Consider the following 17,645-nt stretch of genomic DNA (forward strand, 5'->3'; position numbering starts at 1 on the left):
CCGCGCCACCAGCTACCCAGCGTGACCCGGCAGGACACCATTGCCCAGACATCGATATGACGCAGCGGCATATTTATGCCACCCAGGCATCACGCTCCTCGCCGCACCATGGGTCCACCGCCGCCACGCCCGACCGACCACCGAACCCACCGCACCACGGGACCACCACCGCCACACCCGACCGACCACCGAACCCACCGCACCACGGGACCACCACCGCCACACCCGACCGACGACCCCGCCCGCCCGACGACCGAGCCCGGACGCACGATGGCCCACCGCACGCCGAGCCGACGCACGGTCAGCCGACCTGTGACATGCCCTACCAGCGACGGGCCGACCCCCGACAAGCCGGCCGGATCGGGCGGTCAGTGGTGGAGGTCGACGGTGCGGGCCTCGGCGCGGGCGGTCTCCGCCGCCGCCAGGACCGCCACCACCTCCCGGCCGAACCGGACGTCACACTGGTGGTCCCGCTCACCCGAGTCGATCTGCCCCAGCAGTTGGTCGACGGCCGTACCGAAGGCGGTCAGCGTATTGCCGTCGCCCGGCGGTACGGTCTCGACGCCGTTCTCGCCGTAGAAGACGACGTCCCGGGCAAGCGCCGTCGGCGGGGCGTCCAGGGTCAGCGACAGCGCGCTGGTGGCACCGCCATCGTGGGTGAGCAGCAGGTGCACCATCCCACCGGGACCGTCCAGCGCGGCGACCCGGGTGACCCGGCCGAGCACCGGCACGACGATCGAGAGGGCGTGCGGGCCGATGTCCCACAGCGCCCCCTGCTCCCGCCGCCAGCGGGAACCGGCGTACGGGCTGCCGTGCTGGTAGATCGAGGCGAACTGGGTGGCGCGGGCGTGCTGCCAACCGCCGGCCGCAGCGGTGGCGGTGAGGAAGCCGTCGACGTTCGGGTGGAACCGCTGGGTGAAGAAGACCACCGAGGCCACCCCGGCGGCCCGCACTGCTGCGACCAGCCGGTCGGCCTCGGCGAGACTCAGCGCGAGGGGTTTGTCCAACAGCAGGTGGCGGCCGGCGGTGGCGGCCCGGGTGGCGATCCCGGCCTGTACGTGCGGGGGCAGTGCCACGGCCACCGCGTCACAGACGTCGAGCAGCGCGTCGATGTCGGCGAACGCCGGTACACCGTGCCGGGCGGCCAGTGCGCCGGCCTTCTCCGGGTCGCGCCCCCAGACGCCCACCAACTCGGCGCGCGGATGCGCGTCCAGCCCCGCGCCGTGCGTCTGCGCCGCCCAGTGACCGGTGCCGAACAGGCCGAACCGCAGCACGAGGTACCCCCGGTCTCGTCGGGCCACGCGACACCGTGGCCGTCACCCACGCTAGCCGCCCCGCCCAGGCGACGCAGCCGGGACCAGGCGACGCAGCCGGGACCGGGCCGGGAACGCCGTTGTCCGCGTGGCGACCGGCCGTCCGCACCGCCCGCTCCGGCGGGACCGGTTCGCCGGACCGGGACCGGTTCGCCGGACCGGGACCGGTTCGCCGGACCGGGACCGGGGCCATCCGGGACGGGGACCGGGACGACAGCGATTACTACGCTGGTTAGTAGGCTGTGCCGGTGACCGAGACACCCATCGGAGGGCCGCGATGACCGCCGCGGCGTCGGCCGGCTCGCCGGTGGACGGGGTCCTCGCCACGGCGACGATCGTGCTGTCGCTCGTACTCGCGCTGTGGAGCCTGGTGGCAGCGGTCCGGCACCGGCCGCCGGACCTCGTGCAGTCCGTCGGCCTGGGCCTGCTGGAGGTGGCGCTGCTCGCGCTGACCACCCTTGCCCTGGTCGCGGTCGTCGGCGGGGACCGGGCCGGCGAACCCGGCGCGTTCTTCGGATATCTGGTGACGTTGGTCTGCCTGCCCCCGCTGGCCTGGGTGCTGGCCAGGATGGAGCCGACCCGGTGGGGGTCGGCGATCGTCTGCGCGGTCTGCCTGGTCCTGCCGGTGGTCGTGGTCCGGCTCCAGCAGACCTGGGAGGTCGTCGGTGGTTGACACCCGGGCGTCGGCGCGCGCCACCAACGCGGGGCCGGGACGGCTGCTGATCGCCGTCTACATTCTGTTCGCCATCGCCGCCACCTCCCGGGCCGCACTCCAGATCGCCACGAAGTTCGACGAGGCGCCGGTGGCGTACCTGCTCTCGGCGGTGGCCGCGCTGATCTACATCGTGGCGGCGGTCGGGCTGGCCCGCGCCGGGCACGCCGGCCGACGGGTCGCGCTGGCCTGCTGCTCGGTGGAGCTGGTCGGGGTGGTCGGCGTCGGCGTGCTCAGCCTGGTCGACGCCGAACTCTTCCCCGACGAGACGGTCTGGTCCGGCTTCGGCAGCGGCTACGGCTACATCCCGCTGGTGCTGCCGGTGTTGGGGCTGCTCTGGCTCTGGAGCACCCGCACCCGCACCGCCGCCGACTCCTGACGCCGGCCCCGGCCCCGGCCCCGGGTCCGGGTCCGGGTCCGGGTCCTGACGCCGGCCCCGGGTCCTGACGCCGGCTCCGACGGCTGACGCCGGCCCAGGGCCGGACGCCCCGGCCCGGTCAGTCCTTCGGGCCGCCTGCGACGTAGATGACCTGCCCGGAGACGAAGGACGCGCCCTCGCTGACCAGGAACGAGATGGTGTGCGCGACGTCCTCGGGGCGGCCGGGTCGACGGACCGGGATCTCGGCGGCGGCGTGCTTCTGCAGGTCGTCGAAGTCGACCTTCATCCGGGCGGCGGTGGCGGCGGTCATGTCGGTGACGATGAAGCCGGGGGCGACCGCGTTGACCGTCACCCCGAACGGCCCCAGCTCGATGGCGAGGGTCTTGGTGAAACCCTGGAGGCCGGCCTTGGCCACCGCGTAGTTGGCCTGGCCCCGGTTGCCCAGCGCCGAGGTACTGGACAGGTTGACGATCCGGCCGTACTTCTGCTCGACCATGTGCCGCTGGGCGGCCTGGCTGAACAGGAACGCGCCGCGCAGGTGCACCCCCAGCACGGTGTCCCAGTCGGCGTCGGTCATCTTGAACAGCAGGTTGTCCCGCAGCACCCCGGCGTTGTTGACCAGCACCGTCGGCCCGCCCAACTCGGTGGCGACCCGCTCGACGGCGGCCTCCACCTGGTCCCGGTCGGCGACGTCCGCGCCGACACCGACGGCCCGGCCACCGGCGGCGGTGATCGCGTCCACGGTCGGCCCGGTCGCCGCCTCGTCGATGTCGACCACGGCGACGGCCATGCCGTCGGCGGCCAGCCGCCGGGCGGTGGCCGCGCCGATGCCGCGCGCGGCTCCGGTGACGATGGCGACGCGGGACTCCTCCGACATGACTACCTCCCGGTAACTTCTGGCTCGATCGGAGGAGCCTACCCGCCCCGCCCCGTCGACGTCCCGGCCGGGCCGGGACGTCGACGGGGGGTGACGGTCAGTAGGTGGTGGAACGGCAGAGCCGGATCCAGCGGTAGCCGTGCCCGCCCAGCTTCAGGCTGTCCAGCTTGCCGACGTCGCCGTAACCCCGGTCGGTCAGGACGTCGATCGGCAGGTCCGCCTCGGCGGCCAGGGTGCTCAGATCCACCTCCACGTCCTCGGTACCGAGGTTGTGCAGGAAGACCATGGTGCCGGTCGGACCGTCGGCGCGGTGCGCGAGCACCCCGGCCGGCATCGGCACGTCGATGTGCGAGGTCGAGCCGGAACCGATCTCCGGGGCCTCCCGCAGGGTCCGGATCATCCGCTCGAACCAGGCCAGCAGGGACGTCGAGTCGCCCCGTTGGGCGGTGACGTTGACCTGCTGGTAGCCGAAGTCACCCTGGTCGATCACCGGGCGGATCAGCTTCTCCGGGTCCGCCGTGGAGAAACCACCGTTCTCCTTGTACGACCACTGCATCGGGGTACGGATCGCGTCCCGCCCGTCCAGCGCGAGGTTCTCCCCCATCCCGATCTCCTCGCCGTAGCGCAGCACCGGCGTGCCGCGCAACGAGAACTGGAGCGCGTACGCCAGCTCGATGTGCCGGCGGTCGTTGCCGAGCATCGGGGCGAGCCGCCGCCGGATGCCCCGGCCGTAGAGCTGCATGTTCTCGTCCGGGCCGAACTTCGCCAGCACGTCGTTGCGCTGGTCGGCGGTGAGCCGGGACAGGTCGATCTCGTCGTGGTTGCGCAGGAAGGTGGCCCACTGGCCGCCGGTGGGCAGCTTCGGGGTGTCGCGCAGCGCGTCGATGATCGCCTCCGGGTCCTCCCGGGCGAGGGCCAGCATGAGCCGGCCGTTGAGCATGAAGTCGAAGAGCATGTGGATGCGGTTGCCCGAGCCGCTGCCGTCGCCGAAGTAGACCGGCAGCTGGTCGGGCTCCACGTTCGCCTCGGCCAGCAGCACCGCGTCACCGCGCCGCCACTGCACGTGCTGGCGCAGGTCGGTGAGAAAGTCGAAGTCCTTGGGCGCGTCCGGGTTGCCCGGTTCGGTCTGCTCGATGATGAACGGCACGGCGTCCATCCGGAACCCGGAGACGCCGAGCTGGAGCCAGAACGAGATGATCTTCTTGATCTCGGCGCGGACCTTCGGGTTCTCGATGTTGAGATCGGGCTGGAACTTGTAGAAGCGGTGGTAGAACCACGCCTTGGCGGTCCGGTCGTAGCTCCACGTCTCGTGCTGCTCGCCCGGGAACACCATGCCCTGGTGCCGGTCCGCCGGCTCGTGGTCGGCCCAGACATACCAGTCACGGTACGGCGAGTCGGGCGAGGACCTGGCGGACTGGAACCACGGGTGCTGGTCGGAGGTGTGGTTGACCACCAGGTCGATGATGACCCGGATGCCCCGGTTCTGCGCCTGGTGCAGCAGCTCGGCGAAGTCGCCGAGGGTCCCCAGGCGCGGGTCGACGTTGTAGAAGTCGGTCGCGTCGTAGCCGTCGTCCTGGTTGGGCGAGGGGTGGATCGGGTTGAGCCAGAGGCAGGTCACCCCCAGCCGCGCCAGGTAGTCGAGCCGGCCGATGAGGCCCCGGAAGTCACCGACCCCGTCACCGTCGGAGTCCGCGTACGTGTCGACGTCGAGGCAGTAGACGACGGCCTCGGAATACCACCTGTCACCCATGCCGGCCTAATGTCTCCGATCGCTCGACGCCGCAAACGCGAGGCCCGTTCCATCGTCCGTCGGTGGCCACCGCGCCGACCCGGACGGGCCGGTGCGGGGTACGGTCCGGGCATGGCTGCGCATCCGACGGACGGCTCCCGGACGGTCGACTGGGACGAGGGCCGGTGGCTGCACCCACCGGTACGGGTGGACCGGGCCGGCGACGGCGCGCTGCTGGTGGAGCCGGCCGCCAACAGCGACCTGTGGCGGCACACCAGCTACGGCTTCGTCCACGACGACGGGCCGGCGTTGCTCGCCCCGCTGCCGGCCGACGGCGCGGTCGAGGTGGACTTCCTGCTCGACTACACCGCCCAGTTCGACCAGGCCGGGGTGCTGGTGCGGGTGGACGAGCGGAACTGGATCAAGGCCGGGGTGGAGGTCAGCGACGGACTGCCGCAGGTCGGCGCGGTGGTGACCCGGGAGTTCTCCGACTGGTCGGTGGCCCCGGTGCCGGACTGGCAGGGCCGGGAGGTGACCGTGCGGGCCAGCCGCAGCGGCGACGCGCTGACGGTCCGGGCGCGGGCCGCCGACGAGCCGTGGCGGCTGGTGCGGCTCGCCCCGCTCGCCCCGGACGCGGTGGCACTGGCCGGGCCGTTCTGCTGTGCGCCCACCCGGGGCGGGCTGACCGTCCGGTTCACCGGCTGGCGACAGGGTCCGGCGGACCGGGGACTGCACCCCTGAGACTGAGCCCCGGCTCAACCGGCTGCGACCGCCGGTCTCCTGGCGGCACGACCGGCTGCGACCGGTCTCCTGGTGGCGTGGGTCGGACGGCGCGACCGGGCACCGGTGGGGTTCGGCGGGTGGGCCCCCTCACCGCAAGGTGTAAGTGGTGGCCGGCTGGGTACCACTGTCCGATCCCGCCGGCCCGCTGGAAGGACGCCCATGGCTCTCGCCGAGAACGTCGACCCGAACAAGTTCACCGGGCTGACCGGATGGGTGGCGGGCGTCATCGACTCCCTCGGCGCGGTCGGCGTCGCCTTCCTGGTGGCGTTGGAGAGCATCATCCCGCCGATCCCGAGCGAGATCGTGCTGGCGATGGCCGGCTACCTAGCCGCCGAGGGCCGGTTCAGCCTGGTGGTGATCGTCCTCGCCGCGACGGTCGGTTCGCTGGTCGGCGCGCTGGTGCTCTACTGGCTCGGCGCGGCGATCGGCGAGGAACGGCTCAAGCACTGGCTGGACCGCATCCCGCTGGTCGACCGGGAGGACCTGGAGAAGGCCGACCGCTGGTTCGAGCGGCACGGCCGGTGGGCGGTGCTGATCGGCCGGCTGGTGCCGGTGGTGCGCAGCCTGGTCTCCGTCCCGGCCGGCGCGAACCGGATGCCGATGGGCGAGTTCGTGCTGCTCACCACCCTGGGCAGCGGGGTGTGGAACGCGCTGGTGGTCGGCCTCGGTTACACGCTGGGCTCGCGTTGGCAGGACGTGGAGAAGTACAGCGACTGGTTCAACTACGCCATCTTCGCGGTCTTCGCCGTCATGATCGTGAGCTGGGCGGGCAAGAAGATCCGCTCCCGCCGCGACCGGGGTGACCGACGGTCGGTGTCCGCCGACCACTGACCGGACCACCGCGCCGCCCGACGGGGTTCACCCCGCCCGAAGGGCCGCGAGGGCGGGTTGAGAGGTACGGCCAGTAGGCAACGGCCGGGCATGAGGACCGCCCGGCCGAGCAGCCGCCCCGCCGGTGGAGCCGGACCGTCGGACCGGCCGGCCCCACCGGGCGGTGGTGTTCAGAACCTCGCGGTGATCGAGGTGAACTCCCAGAGGTTCTGGGCGATGCCGGAGCAGTTGGCGACCACTCCCCCGTCCGGGCAGGCGCGGTCGCGGTTGACCGACCAGAAGGTGAACCGGGACAGCCCCCGTGCCTTGGCCCAGTCCCGGATCTGCGTCCAGGTGGCCGGCGAGGTCAGCTCCCGCTGGTCGGACAGGCCGTTCATGCCGCTGATGCCCATGTGCGCGTACGCGGTGGCGTCGGACCAGCCGAACGCCGACTTCAGCGTGGTCTTCAGCCCCTCGGCGGCGTTGACGGTGTTCTGGTACATGTTCGCCCCGCCGCCGAAGTCGAACGGCATGATCGTGAAGGTGTCGATGTTCGCGCCGAGCGCGGCGGCCTGGTTGACCAGCCGGGTGCCGTAGTACGACGGCCCGGTGGTCGAGGTGCCGAAGGTGACGATCGTCCTGATCCCCGGGTTGTTCTGCTTGACGATCTTCAGGGCGCCGAGGATGCGGTCCTGCACCACCTCGTTCTCGAACTCGTCGCTGTTCTCGATGTCGATGTCGATCGCCTTCAACCCGTACGCGTTGATCACCTGCTGGTACGCCCCGGCGAGGGCGCTGGCCGACGCGCAGTTCGGGCCGAGCTTGTTGCCGCTCCAGCCGCCGAACGACGGGATGACGTCGCCGCCGGCCGCCCGGATCGCGGCGATGGTGTTGGCGTGCGCGCCCCCGGTGAGCGGCCCGGAGCCGTCCCAGGCGGGGGTGCAGCCACCGCCGGAGAGCATGAACGCGATGGTGAACCACTTCACCCCGGTCGCTCCCATCACGGTGGCCGGTGCGGGCGGGTCACCCCAGCCGGGGTAGAGGTAGGGGGCGGCGGCCATCGTGCCGCTGCCGCCGGTGCAGCCGGTGGTGGTGGCCGACACCGGGGCCGACTTCGCCGACTCACCGGCCGCGTTGTAGGCCGTGACGGTCCAGCTGTGGGTGGAGCAGGCGGCCAGCCCGGAGACGGTGGTCGAGGTGCCGGTGACGGTGGCCTTCACCGTGCCGCCCTCGTAGATCCGGTAGCCGGTGACCGTGCCGGAGACGGCGTTCCAGGCCAGCGTGGCCGCGGACGCGGTGGTGCCGGTGACCCGCAGCCCGCCCGGGGTGGCCGGGCCGGTCGGGTTGCCGGGGCCGCCGCCGGTGCAGGCCCCGCCGTTGACGGTGCAGTTGGTCGGGTCGCCGGTGCCGGCGACGACGAAGCCGAAGGTGGTGCTGGCGCCCGGCGCGAGGCTGCCGTTCCAGCTCTGGTTGAGGGCGGTGACGCGCTGGCCGGAGCTGCTCAGCCGGGCGTCCCAGAACGACCCGACGGTGCTGCCCGAGGGCAGGTCGAACGCGACGGTCCACGAGCTGATCGCGGTCGAGGTGTCGTTGGTGACGGTGAATTTGGCCTCGTACCCGCTGCCCCAGCTGGCGGTGCGGACGAAGGCGGCGGTGGCGGCGGACGCGGCCGGCGGGGCCACGAGCGTGCCGGTGACCAGGGCGGCGGCGAGCGCGACGGCGAGGGTTGCCGCGCGGGGGGAGCGGAGTCTCACGGGTGGCCTCCAGTGGACCGGAGCGGGTCGGGGGCGGGGGGTGCGACCGGGCCGCGTGCGCGGTCCGGGGGGCGCGGTCCGGGGGTGGGACCGCCGGGACGACGATGAACCGATCCACGATCGTCCACGTCCGCGCTCATTATTAAGACTCTTAACTGTTAATGTCCAGAGCCCTTTCGGCCGCCCACTCCCCGCCGCCCCGACCCGACCACACCGGCGTGGGTGGTCGCCGGGTCGCGGGCCGGCCCGGCGCATGGGTGCGGGGTCCGCGCCACCCCGGCGCGGACCCCGCACCGCCCGGTCAGCGGCGGAAGGTGAACCAGTTGACGTTGACGAAGTCGGCCGGCTGGCCGCTGCTGAAGGTGAGGTAGACGGTGTGCCGCCCGGTCACCGCCGACACGTTGCCCGGCACCGACCGCCAGCTCTGCCAGCCGCCGGTGTTGGCCAGGGCGAAGCTGCCGATCGGGGTGGCGGTCGGGCTGTCCACCCGCACCTCGACCAGGCCGCTCACCCCGCCCGCCGCGCCGGAGGCCACCCGGGCCAGGAAGTCGCGCGGGCCGCTGCCGCCGAAGTCCACGTTGTCGTAGCGGGCCCAGTCACCGTTGCGCAGCGCGGCGATGTTCTGCCCGCCCTCGGCACAGGTCTCGACGGCCACCCCGTTCTGCCCGGAGAACGCCTCGGCCTGGATCGTCGAGTAGGCGTCCACGGTGCCCGACGGCGGCGGGGTGGTCGGGGCCGGCGTGGTGGGGGTGGGCGTCGGGGTGGAGCCACCGCCCCGGCGGTAGACCGCGACGTAGTCGACCAGCATCGGCCGACCGGAGACGGTGGAGCCGGTCGGCGTGACGGCACCGGCCACCCCGTCCGGGAAGGAGCCGCCCATCGCCACGTTGAGCAGCAGGAAGTAACCGCCGTGGCCGGTCATCTGCGCCCAGTAGCTGGCCCCGACCTGGGTCTGGGTGACGGTGTGGAACAGCTGCCCGTCGACGTACCAGCGCAGCTGCTGCGGGCTGACCGAGGTGTCCCACTCGGTGCGGTAGGTGTGGAAGGCCGCCTGACAGGCGCTGCCGGGGCAGACCCGGGTCGCGCCCAGCCCGCTGAACTCGTTGCACGGGCCGCCGGGGGCCACCCCGCAGTGCAGCGCGCCCCAGACCTGGTTGAGCCCGTTGACGTTCTCCATCACGTCGATCTCGCCGATGCCCGGCCAGTTCTGGTAGTTGCCCCGGTAGGGTGCGCCGAGCGCCCAGAACGCCGGCCAGTAGCCGGCCGCCTGGGCGCCGGTGACGTTGGGCATCTGGATTCGCCCCTCGATCGCCAGCACCCCGCCCGACGGGGGCTTGAAGTCGGTGCGCACGGTCTCGATCCGGGCCGAGGTCCACCGGCCGGCGGAGTCGCGCAGCGGGGTGATCCGCAGGTTGCCGGACCCGTCGTGGGCCAGGTTGGCGGTGCTGCCGGTGTACGTCTGGATCTCGCCGGTGCCCCAGCTGGCCGGGCCGCCCGGGTAGCTGGTGCCGGTGTCGACGATCCAGTTGGCCGAGGACGGCAGGGTGCCGGCCCCACCGGTGAAGTCGTCGCTCCACATCAGGCTCCACCCCGACGGCGGCGACGGGACGGCGGCCTGGGCGGCGACCGAGACGCCGGTCAGCGCGGTGGCAGCGGCGAGCGTGACCGCCAGGGCGAGCCGGTGGCGGGGCCGGCGCGGGGCGGTGGGGGCGACCGGAGCCGCCGGGACAGCGTTCATCGGGATGCCTCTCTGGGGGACGGGAGCAAAGAGAGCGCTCTCTGAGCGGTTTTCTACGCTCCCGTCCCACCATTTGTCAACGCTCGTCGATGGCTCCGGCCGGCACCGGTTGCGGCCGACGCAGCAGCACGTGTTCCGCCACCGTCCACCCGGTGGTGGTGACCAGGTAGAGCACCGCCGCCAACGGCACCACCAACGCCAGCAACACCGTCCCGTACGGCAGCAGCGGCAGCACCCGGGCCAGCAACGCCGCCCCCGGCTGGTCCGTCGGCACGGCGGCCGACGCCGCCGTCCGCCGGCCCCGCCGGGACAGCACCGTGGCCAGGCCGGCCAGGGTCGCCAGCAGCACCCCGAACACCAGCAGCACCGACAGGGTCAGCCCATCGCCCAGGTGCCAGCCCAGCGGCACCCCGGCCAGCCGCGCGTCGAGCAGCCCGACCGCACCGTCACCGGTGCCGAACAGGCGGTACATGACCAGGAAGAACGGAGCCTGGAGCAGCGCCGGCAGGCACCCCGCCACCGGCGACGCCCCGGCCCGGCGGTAGAGCGCGAACACCTCCGACTGCAACGTCGCCGGGTCGTCCGCGTACCGCTGCTGGAGCTGGCGCAACTGCGGGGCGAGGGCCGCGCGACGCCGCTCCGCGCGGACCTGGGCGACGGTGAGCGGTGAGATCAACAGCCTGACGGCGATGGTGAACAGCACGATGGCGGCGGCGGTGGCGGCCCCGCCGGCCAGCGGTGTCAGCAGCCCGGCGAGCCAGCCGACGACGGAACCCGCGGCGGCAGCCGCGTCGTGCACAGGTGAGAAGGCGAGCATGGGGGAACCCCTCGGTCCGATTCCGGAGGTCCGCACGGGACGTCGACCGGCCGCCCGTCAGGGCGGTCGGCAGTTCACCGTGGGACGGATGACGACGGAACCGGTCGGGGTCGGCGGCGCGCGGGATCAGCCCGCGACCGGGGACCACCCGACCGGGAGGGAACCCCCGGGTGCCCGGGGGCGGGGTCGGCCCGCCGCGTCCGGATCGACCTGCCGGGGTACGCGTCGACGCCGGGCCCGGTCGCGTAACCCGACCGCCCGCCGTCGCCCCGTGCCGGGGCCGACCGTCGGTCGGGGACGGGTCGCCAGCAGGACGACGAGCAGCAACGCGGCCACCACCGCCGCACCGGCGAGCAGGTCACCCGGCCGGTCCGCGAGCAGGGTCAGCCCGACGAGCGCGTACGCCCACAGACCCGTCACCACCCGCAGCCCCGACACGCCCGCCAGCCTAGGACCCGCTGTCACGTCGGAGGGCCGCGACGGCCTCGACCACCGTCTCCGGCCGGTCCACGTGCAGCAGATGCCGGGCGTCCCGCAACACCTCCTGCCGGCCGGCGGGGAAGCTCGCCGCCAGCGCGGCGTGTCCGGCCCGCCACGCCGCCCGACCGGCCGGGGTGGGCACGTCGCCGAGCGCGGTCAACACCCGCACCGGCAGCGTCGGTGCCGCCGTCACCGCCCGCAACGCCACCAGTTCCGCCGCCACCGCCGGGTACGCCAGCCACTGCACCAGCGCCCCGACCAGCACCGATCCGCAGCCGTACGCCGCCGCAGCGGTCGGGTCGGGCGGGCGGACGCTCATCGGGCGCACCGCCCGACGCCACGCCCCGGGCCGTACCGGCGGGCCAGACCGGACCGGTCGAGCGCCCCGGCCAGCACCGGTGCCCCGGCCGCCACCGTGCCGGCCGTCCACGCCGACCACCGCCGCCACCGGGCGGCCCCGTCCGGGTCCACCAGGCTCGGGTCCACCAGCACCAGCCCGGCGAGCCGCCCCGGATGCCGTCGGGCGTACGCCTCGGCGGGCAGCGCCGCCGCCGAGTGCGCCACCAGCACCGGCCGGTCCAGCCCGGTCACCGCCGCGTCCACGCGGGCCAGTTCGGCGGTGAGGGTGGGCACCCGGGTGTCGTCCGGCCGGTCCAGCCGGCGCACCAGGTACCCGGCGGCGGTCAGCGGCGGCACCAGCCGGTCCCAGGTCGCCGCCCCCTCCCCCATCCCCGGGCAGAGCAGCACCCCCGGTCCGCCGGCGCGCGCCGCCGGGTCGTCGGTGGCCGGGCCGGTCACCGGGGGCGCTCCGGGCCGGGGCCCCGGCGGGCGACGGCGGCGGTGAGCAGCAGCCAGCCGGACAGGCCGGTGAGCTGGACCCGCTGCCACAGGCCCAACCCCCACTCTGGGTGCAGGGTGGCGACCAGCGTGCCGACCGTGCCGACCGCCAGCACCACCGCCACCACCAGCCCGGCCCGGCGGCGGACCGGACCACGCAGCACGGCGAGGACCGCCACCAGGCTGAGCAGCGCGCCGGCCACCGCCACCGACGAGGTGACCGTGTGGGCCTGGTGCCGCCAGGACAACTCGCCCGCCTCCTCCAGCCGGGCGCAGCGGTCGTCGATCGAGGGGGCGCAGTCCATCGAGGTGTACCCGCCGTCGACGGCGGTGGCGACACCGAACACCAGCAGCCCCCACCAGGCCGGTCGGGGCACCTCCCGGACCACCCGGGCCAGCAGCAACCCGGCCGCCGTCGCGCACAGCCCGGTCGTCACGTCGCCGAGCTGGAAGACCAGGTGGTACGGCTGGTCCCGGGCGGCCAGCTCACTCAGGTAACTCTGCACCGGCCGCAGCCCCGGGTTGAGCACCGGGGCGAGCAACCAGGAGGCGTAACAGACCGCCGCCACCACCAGCGCCACCGCCGCCCCCGTCCGGGCGATCCGGTGCCCGCCGCCCGCACGGGCCCCCGGGTCCGGGTCACGGTGGGGGTGGTTCACGAGGACTCGCGGACCATCGGGAACGGCAGGGTCTCCCGGATGGACCGGCCGGTCAGCAACATCACCAACCGGTCCACGCCCAACCCCAGGCCACCGGTCGGCGGCATCGCGTACTCCAGGGCGGTGAGGAAGTCCTCGTCCAGCTCCATCGCCTCCGGGTCACCACCGGCCGCCTTCAGCGACTGGGCGGTCAGCCGTCGCCGCTGCTCGGTCGGGTCGACCAGCTCCGAGTACGCGGTGCCCAACTCCATCCCGAACGCCACCAGGTCCCACCGCTCGGCCAACCGGGGATCGGACCGGTGCTGCCGGGTCAACGGCGACACGTCGGTCGGGAAGTCCAGGTAGAACGTGGGCACGTCGGTACGCGCCTCGACCAGTCGCTCGTACAGCTCCAGCAGCAGTTCGGCGCGCTCCCACCCCGGGTCGTACGGCACCTGAGCCGTGTCGGCGAGCCGGCGCAGGGTGGCGACGTCGGTGTCGACGGTCACCTCCTCGCCCAGCGCGGCGGAGACCGCCCCGTGCACCGTGTGCACCGGCCACGGCCCACCGATGTCCACCAGCTCACCGGTGCCCGGTCGACGGGCCAGTGGAGCCCCGTGCACCGCCACCGCCGCCGCCACGATCAGCTCCCGGGCCAGCTCCCGCATGTCGTGGTAGTCGGCGTACGCCTGGTACGCCTCCAGCACGGTGAACTCCGGGTTGTGGCTGAAGTCGACACCCTCGTTGCGGAACACCCGGCCCAGCTCGTACACCCGCTCGACGCCGCCCACGGCGAGCCGCTTGAGGTAAAGCTCCGGGGCGATCCGCAGGGTCAACCGCAGGTCGTAGGCGTTGCTGTGGGTGACGAACGGGCGGGCGTTGGCTCCGCCGTGCACCCGTTGCAGGATCGGCGTCTCCACCTCCAGGAAGTCCCGCGACACCAGGGTCTGCCGCAGGCTGGTCAGGGTGGCGCTGCGGGCGCGCAGCAGGTCCCGGGCCTGCGGGCTGGTCGCCAGGTCCAGGTAGCGGCGGCGGACCCGCGCCTCCGGGTCGGCCAGGCCGTGGTGCTTGTCGGGCAGCGGGCGCAGGCACTTGGCGGTGAGCTGCCAGTCGGCCACCCGGACCGACACCTCGCCGCGCCGGGTGGCGTACACCTCGCCGGTCGCGCCGACGTGGTCGCCGATGTCGACGGTGGCCCGCCACCGGGGCAGCTCCTTCTCCAGCACCAGTTGCAGGTCGCCACTGCCGTCACGGATGGTGACGAAGCAGATCCGACCGTGGTCACGGACCAGCAGCACCCGCCCGGCCACCGACACGGTCTCCCCGGTGCCGGTGTCCGGGGCCAGCCCGGCGTGCCGCGCCCGCACCGCCACACACCCGTCGGTACGCGGCCACCCCACCGGGTACGCCTCGACGCCCTGCGCCCGTAGCCGGTCCAGCTTCGCCCGCCGGACCCGCACCTGCTCGGGCTGCTGCTCGCGGGCCGGTTCGGGGCTGACCGCGTGCACCGTGACCGCGTCCGGCGGCACGAACCCCACCCCGCCACCGGCCGGGGGTGCCCCGTACAGCGGGGACGGCCGGCCGCCGGGCAACGCCACGAAGCCCTCCGCGACGGCGGCGGCCAACCCCACCCGGGCCAACTCCCGCCGCTCGCCGAAGCACAGGTAGCGGGGCGTCCAGTGCGGCTGGTACTTGGCGTTGGACAGGTACAGCGACTCCAACTGCCACCAGCGGGAGAAGAACAGCAGCGTACGCCGCCACAGCCGGATCACCGGGCCGGCGCCGATCCGGGCGCCCTGCTCGAACACCGACCGGAACACGGCGAAGTTCAGCGACACCCGCTCGACACCCAGCCTGGGGGCCGCACCGAGCAGCGCGGCCACCATGAACTCGGTGACCCCGTTTTCGGCGGTGCGGTCCCGACGCATCAGGTCCAGCGACAGGCCGTCGGTGCCCCACGGGCTCAACGACAGCAGCGCCCGCACCCGGCCGGTGCCGTCGCGGGCCTCCACCAGCACGCAGTCACCGTCGGCCGGGTCACCGAGCCGGCCCAGCGCCATCGAGAAGCCGCGCTCGTGCTCGGTGTCCCGCCAGCGGGTGGCCAGGGCGGCGAGGTCGGCCAGCTCGTCCGGCGGGATCTCGTGGTGCCGGCGGACCAGCGCGGTGTGCCCGGCCCGCTCGACCCGGTGCACCGCCTGCCGGACCGGACGCATGTCCCGCCCGCCCAGGTCGAACTCCCGGGCCAGCAGGATCGCCTCGTCGCCCAGTTGCAGCACCTTCAACCCGTGCCGGTGGTAGGCCCGCGCGCCGGCCTCGCTGGCCCCCATCACCGCCGGGGTCCAGGCGTACTCCCGGGCCTGCTCCAGCCAGGCGGTGATGGCCGGACCCCACGCCTCCGGGTCGCCGACCGGGTCGCCGCTGGCCAGGCTCACCCCGTTGACCACCCGGTAGGTCAGCGCCGCCTTCCCGCTGGCCGAGAAGATCGCCGCCTTGTCCCGTCGGGTGGCGAAGTAGCCGAGCGAGTCCCGGTCGCCGTAGCGGGCCAGCAGTTCCCGGATCCGCTGCTCCTCGTCGGGGTGCAGCACGGCGGCGGCGCGCTGGGAACGCAGCAGGGTGAACAGGCCGGCCAGGAAGGCGACCGCGCCCATCCCGCCGAGCAGCAGGTTGACCCAGCCGGGGGCCTGGCCCTGCCGGGTGACGTCCAGGGTGATCGCCCCGCCGAAGACCTTCTCGATGGCGTACCCGACCCGGTCCAGCAAGCTGCGCAGGCTGCCGGGCACGGCGGTGAGCAGCAGGTAACCGAGCCCGACGGCAGCCGCGGCGAGGCCGAAGAACACCCCGAGGGCGCGGCGGGTGCTGCCGCTGCGGACCCGGGCGTAGAACTCCCGCCGGGCGGTCAGCAGCAGGGTCAGGGCGGCGGCGGCGAACCCGATGCCCACCCAGACACCGACGGCGTCGATCAGGCTGAACAGCCGCCGGCCGGCGTCGTCGGTGAGCTGGTCCGCGCCGACGGTCACCAGCACCAGGCCGGTCAGCACCCCGACGACCAGGCTGAGGATGAAGTAGACGACCAGCACCCAGTACGCCAGCCGCTTACGGCGCAGCACCGCCGCGGCGAGGGTGCCGAGGAACACCGCGTACGCCAGGTTGGCCGGTGCCGGCACCAGCAGCGTGTCGATGGTGGTCCGGACCGGCTGGAACTCGGCGTTGGCCGCGCTGCTCACCGCCGCCAGCGCGCAGATCGCGGCGATGAACCACAGCAGCGCCGCGAACATCCGGGGCACCTGCCGCCGCCAGTCCCGCCCGGCCGGCCGGGGCGGGTGGCCGGGCCGCCGCGCCGGGGTCGGGGGCGCCGACTGGGGCACCGTCGTCGGGGTCACCTGACCTCCCTCACGTTCCCGCCCCGACCCGCTCCAGGTCGGGGCGGGGGTGCGGCACGGCACCGGTCGGCGGGACCGGGTCATGGTAAGCATCCGGGGCGATGGCTCGCCGTGTCGCGTTTTCTCCGCCGGACACTGCGGGTAATGGGCCGGACAGCACCGTGGCGAACCCGCCGCGGCGGGACGGGACGGACGGTGATGGCGATGACCAGTGGGGTGGCGGCCGGGGCGGTGGCTCCGGAGCGGACCGGGCCCGACCGGCTCACGGTGGGCGTGGAGGAGGAGTTCCTCCTGGTCGATCCGCACACCGGTGCCGCGGTGCCCGCCGTCGACCTGGTCATGGCGCAGGTGCCGGCCGAACTGCGCGGGCAGGTGGAGCGGGAGTTCCAGACCAGCCAGATCGAGATCGGCAGCCCACCCGGGTTGGAGCTGAGTTCGATCCGGCACTCGCTGGGTGTGCTGCGCGGCGCGTTGGCCGACGCCGCCGAGCGGGCCGGCGTCCGGGTGCTGGCCATCGGCACCGGCCCGGTGGCGGGACCGGTGCCGCCGGTGGTGGACAAGCCCCGCTTCGACCGGATGATCGACCGGTTCCGGCTGCTGGTGCCCGGCCCCGGCAACAACGGCATGCACGTGCACGTGGGTGTCCCGGACCCGGACACCGGTGTGCAGGTGCTCAACCACATCCGGCCGTGGCTGCCGGTGCTGCACGCGATGACCACCAACTCGCCCTTCTCCGAGGGGGTCGACACCGGCTACGCGAGCTGGCGTTCCGTCGAGTGGGAACGCTGGCCGTCGGTCGCGCCCACCCCCTACCTGGAGTCGTACGAGCACTACGAGCGGCTGATCCGGCAGTTGATCGCCAGCGGGGTGATGCTCGACGAGGGGATGCTCTACTGGTACGCCCGGCTGTCGGCGAAGTACCCGACGGTGGAGGTCCGCATCGGTGACGTCTGCCCGTCGGTCGACGACGCGGTGCTGGTGGCGGGGCTGGTCCGGGCGCTGGTCGCCACCGCCATGGACGACGTGGCGGCGGGCCGCCCGCCGGTGAACACCGACCACCACCTGCTGGTGGCCGCGCACTGGCGGGCCGCCCACGACGGGTTGGAGGGCGACTGCGTCGACCTGACCAACGGTGAGCTGCGCCCGGCCTGGGAACTGGTCGACCGGCTCGTCGAGCGGGTCCGCCCGGCCCTGGAGGCGCACGACGACCTGGCCGAGGTCACCGAGCTGCTGGCCACGCTGCGCCGGCACGGCACCGGGGCGGCCCGGCAGCGGGCCGTGTTCGCCCGGTCGGGCCGGCTGGAGGACGTGGTCACCGAGGTCGCCCGGCAGACCCGTGGCTGACCGCCGAGGTGACGACCGGCGCGTGGGCGGCCGGCGCGTGGAAGACTGGGCGTC

Annotated in this window: 16 protein-coding genes; 5 read left to right on the forward strand and 11 right to left on the reverse strand. The window is 73.8% G+C overall.

Annotated elements, in window-relative coordinates; genetic code table 11:
• Positions 1-368: 368 nt before the first annotated feature.
• Entirely contained in the window at positions 369-1,274 is a 906-nt protein-coding gene (locus ACQP2H_RS25380) for a Gfo/Idh/MocA family protein (protein WP_219470331.1), read from the reverse strand.
• A 316-nt stretch (positions 1,275-1,590) separates the two neighbouring features.
• Between ACQP2H_RS25380 and ACQP2H_RS25385 the strand changes: the two genes are divergently transcribed.
• Complete coding sequence (locus tag ACQP2H_RS25385; RefSeq protein ID WP_219464465.1) at positions 1,591-1,986, forward strand: hypothetical protein; 396 nt, start codon at positions 1,591-1,593, stop codon at positions 1,984-1,986.
• Positions 1,979-2,404: a hypothetical protein gene (locus ACQP2H_RS25390; protein WP_208568378.1), complete on the forward strand. Its 426-nt coding sequence runs from the start codon at positions 1,979-1,981 to the stop codon at positions 2,402-2,404. The genes ACQP2H_RS25385 and ACQP2H_RS25390 overlap by 8 nt, the downstream gene beginning before the upstream one ends.
• Before the next feature lie 118 nt (positions 2,405-2,522).
• Here ACQP2H_RS25390 and fabG read toward each other — a convergent pair whose 3' ends face one another.
• Both fabG and ACQP2H_RS25400 read right to left on the reverse strand, forming a co-directional pair.
• Positions 2,523-3,281 carry a 3-oxoacyl-ACP reductase FabG gene (gene fabG / locus ACQP2H_RS25395; RefSeq protein WP_433229135.1) on the reverse strand — a complete coding sequence of 253 codons (759 nt, stop codon included), beginning with the start codon at positions 3,279-3,281 and terminating at the stop codon, positions 2,523-2,525.
• A 97-nt stretch (positions 3,282-3,378) separates the two neighbouring features.
• Entirely contained in the window at positions 3,379-5,031 is a 1,653-nt protein-coding gene (locus ACQP2H_RS25400; protein WP_433229137.1) for an alpha-amylase family protein, read from the reverse strand.
• Between the two features lie 111 nt (positions 5,032-5,142).
• On the opposite strand from ACQP2H_RS25400, the gene ACQP2H_RS25405 reads away from it, so the two are divergent.
• Together ACQP2H_RS25405 and ACQP2H_RS25410 are read left to right on the forward strand one after the other, a co-directional pair.
• The gene (locus ACQP2H_RS25405; protein ID WP_433229139.1) at positions 5,143-5,751 is read left to right on the forward strand and encodes a DUF1349 domain-containing protein; all 609 of its coding nucleotides are present in this window, start codon (positions 5,143-5,145) and stop codon (positions 5,749-5,751) included.
• Positions 5,752-5,952: 201 nt separating this feature from the next.
• A complete protein-coding gene (locus ACQP2H_RS25410) occupies positions 5,953-6,624 on the forward strand; it encodes a DedA family protein (protein WP_357535023.1) in 672 nt (223 codons plus the stop codon).
• A gap of 170 nt (positions 6,625-6,794) precedes the next feature.
• Here ACQP2H_RS25410 and ACQP2H_RS25415 read toward each other — a convergent pair whose 3' ends face one another.
• The 8 genes from ACQP2H_RS25415 to lysX form a co-directional block, all read right to left on the reverse strand.
• Positions 6,795-8,357, reverse strand: coding sequence for a glycoside hydrolase family 18 protein (locus ACQP2H_RS25415; RefSeq protein WP_433229141.1), 1,563 nt, complete (start codon positions 8,355-8,357; stop codon positions 6,795-6,797).
• 301 nt (positions 8,358-8,658) lie between these two features.
• The gene (locus tag ACQP2H_RS25420; protein ID WP_433229143.1) at positions 8,659-10,095 is read right to left on the reverse strand and encodes a carbohydrate-binding protein; all 1,437 of its coding nucleotides are present in this window, start codon (positions 10,093-10,095) and stop codon (positions 8,659-8,661) included.
• A 76-nt stretch (positions 10,096-10,171) separates the two neighbouring features.
• On the reverse strand, positions 10,172-10,912 hold the full coding sequence (locus ACQP2H_RS25425) for a YidC/Oxa1 family membrane protein insertase (protein WP_433229145.1): 741 nt from the start codon (positions 10,910-10,912) through the stop codon (positions 10,172-10,174).
• Positions 10,913-11,038: 126 nt separating this feature from the next.
• Complete coding sequence (locus ACQP2H_RS25430; RefSeq protein WP_357535031.1) at positions 11,039-11,350, reverse strand: DUF6412 domain-containing protein; 312 nt, start codon at positions 11,348-11,350, stop codon at positions 11,039-11,041.
• A 10-nt stretch (positions 11,351-11,360) separates the two neighbouring features.
• Positions 11,361-11,711 carry an alpha/beta fold hydrolase gene (locus ACQP2H_RS25435; RefSeq protein ID WP_433229147.1) on the reverse strand — a complete coding sequence of 117 codons (351 nt, stop codon included), beginning with the start codon at positions 11,709-11,711 and terminating at the stop codon, positions 11,361-11,363.
• Positions 11,708-12,190 carry an alpha/beta hydrolase gene (locus tag ACQP2H_RS25440; RefSeq protein WP_433229148.1) on the reverse strand — a complete coding sequence of 161 codons (483 nt, stop codon included), beginning with the start codon at positions 12,188-12,190 and terminating at the stop codon, positions 11,708-11,710. Before ACQP2H_RS25440 ends, ACQP2H_RS25435 begins: the two co-directional genes overlap by 4 nt.
• Positions 12,187-12,888: a DUF998 domain-containing protein gene (locus tag ACQP2H_RS25445; RefSeq protein ID WP_433229150.1), complete on the reverse strand. Its 702-nt coding sequence runs from the start codon at positions 12,886-12,888 to the stop codon at positions 12,187-12,189. Before ACQP2H_RS25445 ends, ACQP2H_RS25440 begins: the two co-directional genes overlap by 4 nt.
• On the reverse strand, positions 12,885-16,247 hold the full coding sequence (gene lysX, locus ACQP2H_RS25450; RefSeq protein ID WP_433229152.1) for a bifunctional lysylphosphatidylglycerol synthetase/lysine--tRNA ligase LysX: 3,363 nt from the start codon (positions 16,245-16,247) through the stop codon (positions 12,885-12,887). Before lysX ends, ACQP2H_RS25445 begins: the two co-directional genes overlap by 4 nt.
• Positions 16,248-16,451: 204 nt before the next feature.
• Between lysX and ACQP2H_RS25455 the strand changes: the two genes are divergently transcribed.
• Positions 16,452-17,591 carry a carboxylate-amine ligase gene (locus ACQP2H_RS25455; RefSeq protein ID WP_357535039.1) on the forward strand — a complete coding sequence of 380 codons (1,140 nt, stop codon included), beginning with the start codon at positions 16,452-16,454 and terminating at the stop codon, positions 17,589-17,591.
• The last annotated feature ends 54 nt before the right edge of the window (positions 17,592-17,645 follow it).

Origin of the sequence: Micromonospora sp. CA-248260 (genome assembly GCF_050942205.1) — a bacterium.
GTDB lineage: Bacteria > Actinomycetota > Actinomycetes > Mycobacteriales > Micromonosporaceae > Micromonospora > Micromonospora antibiotica.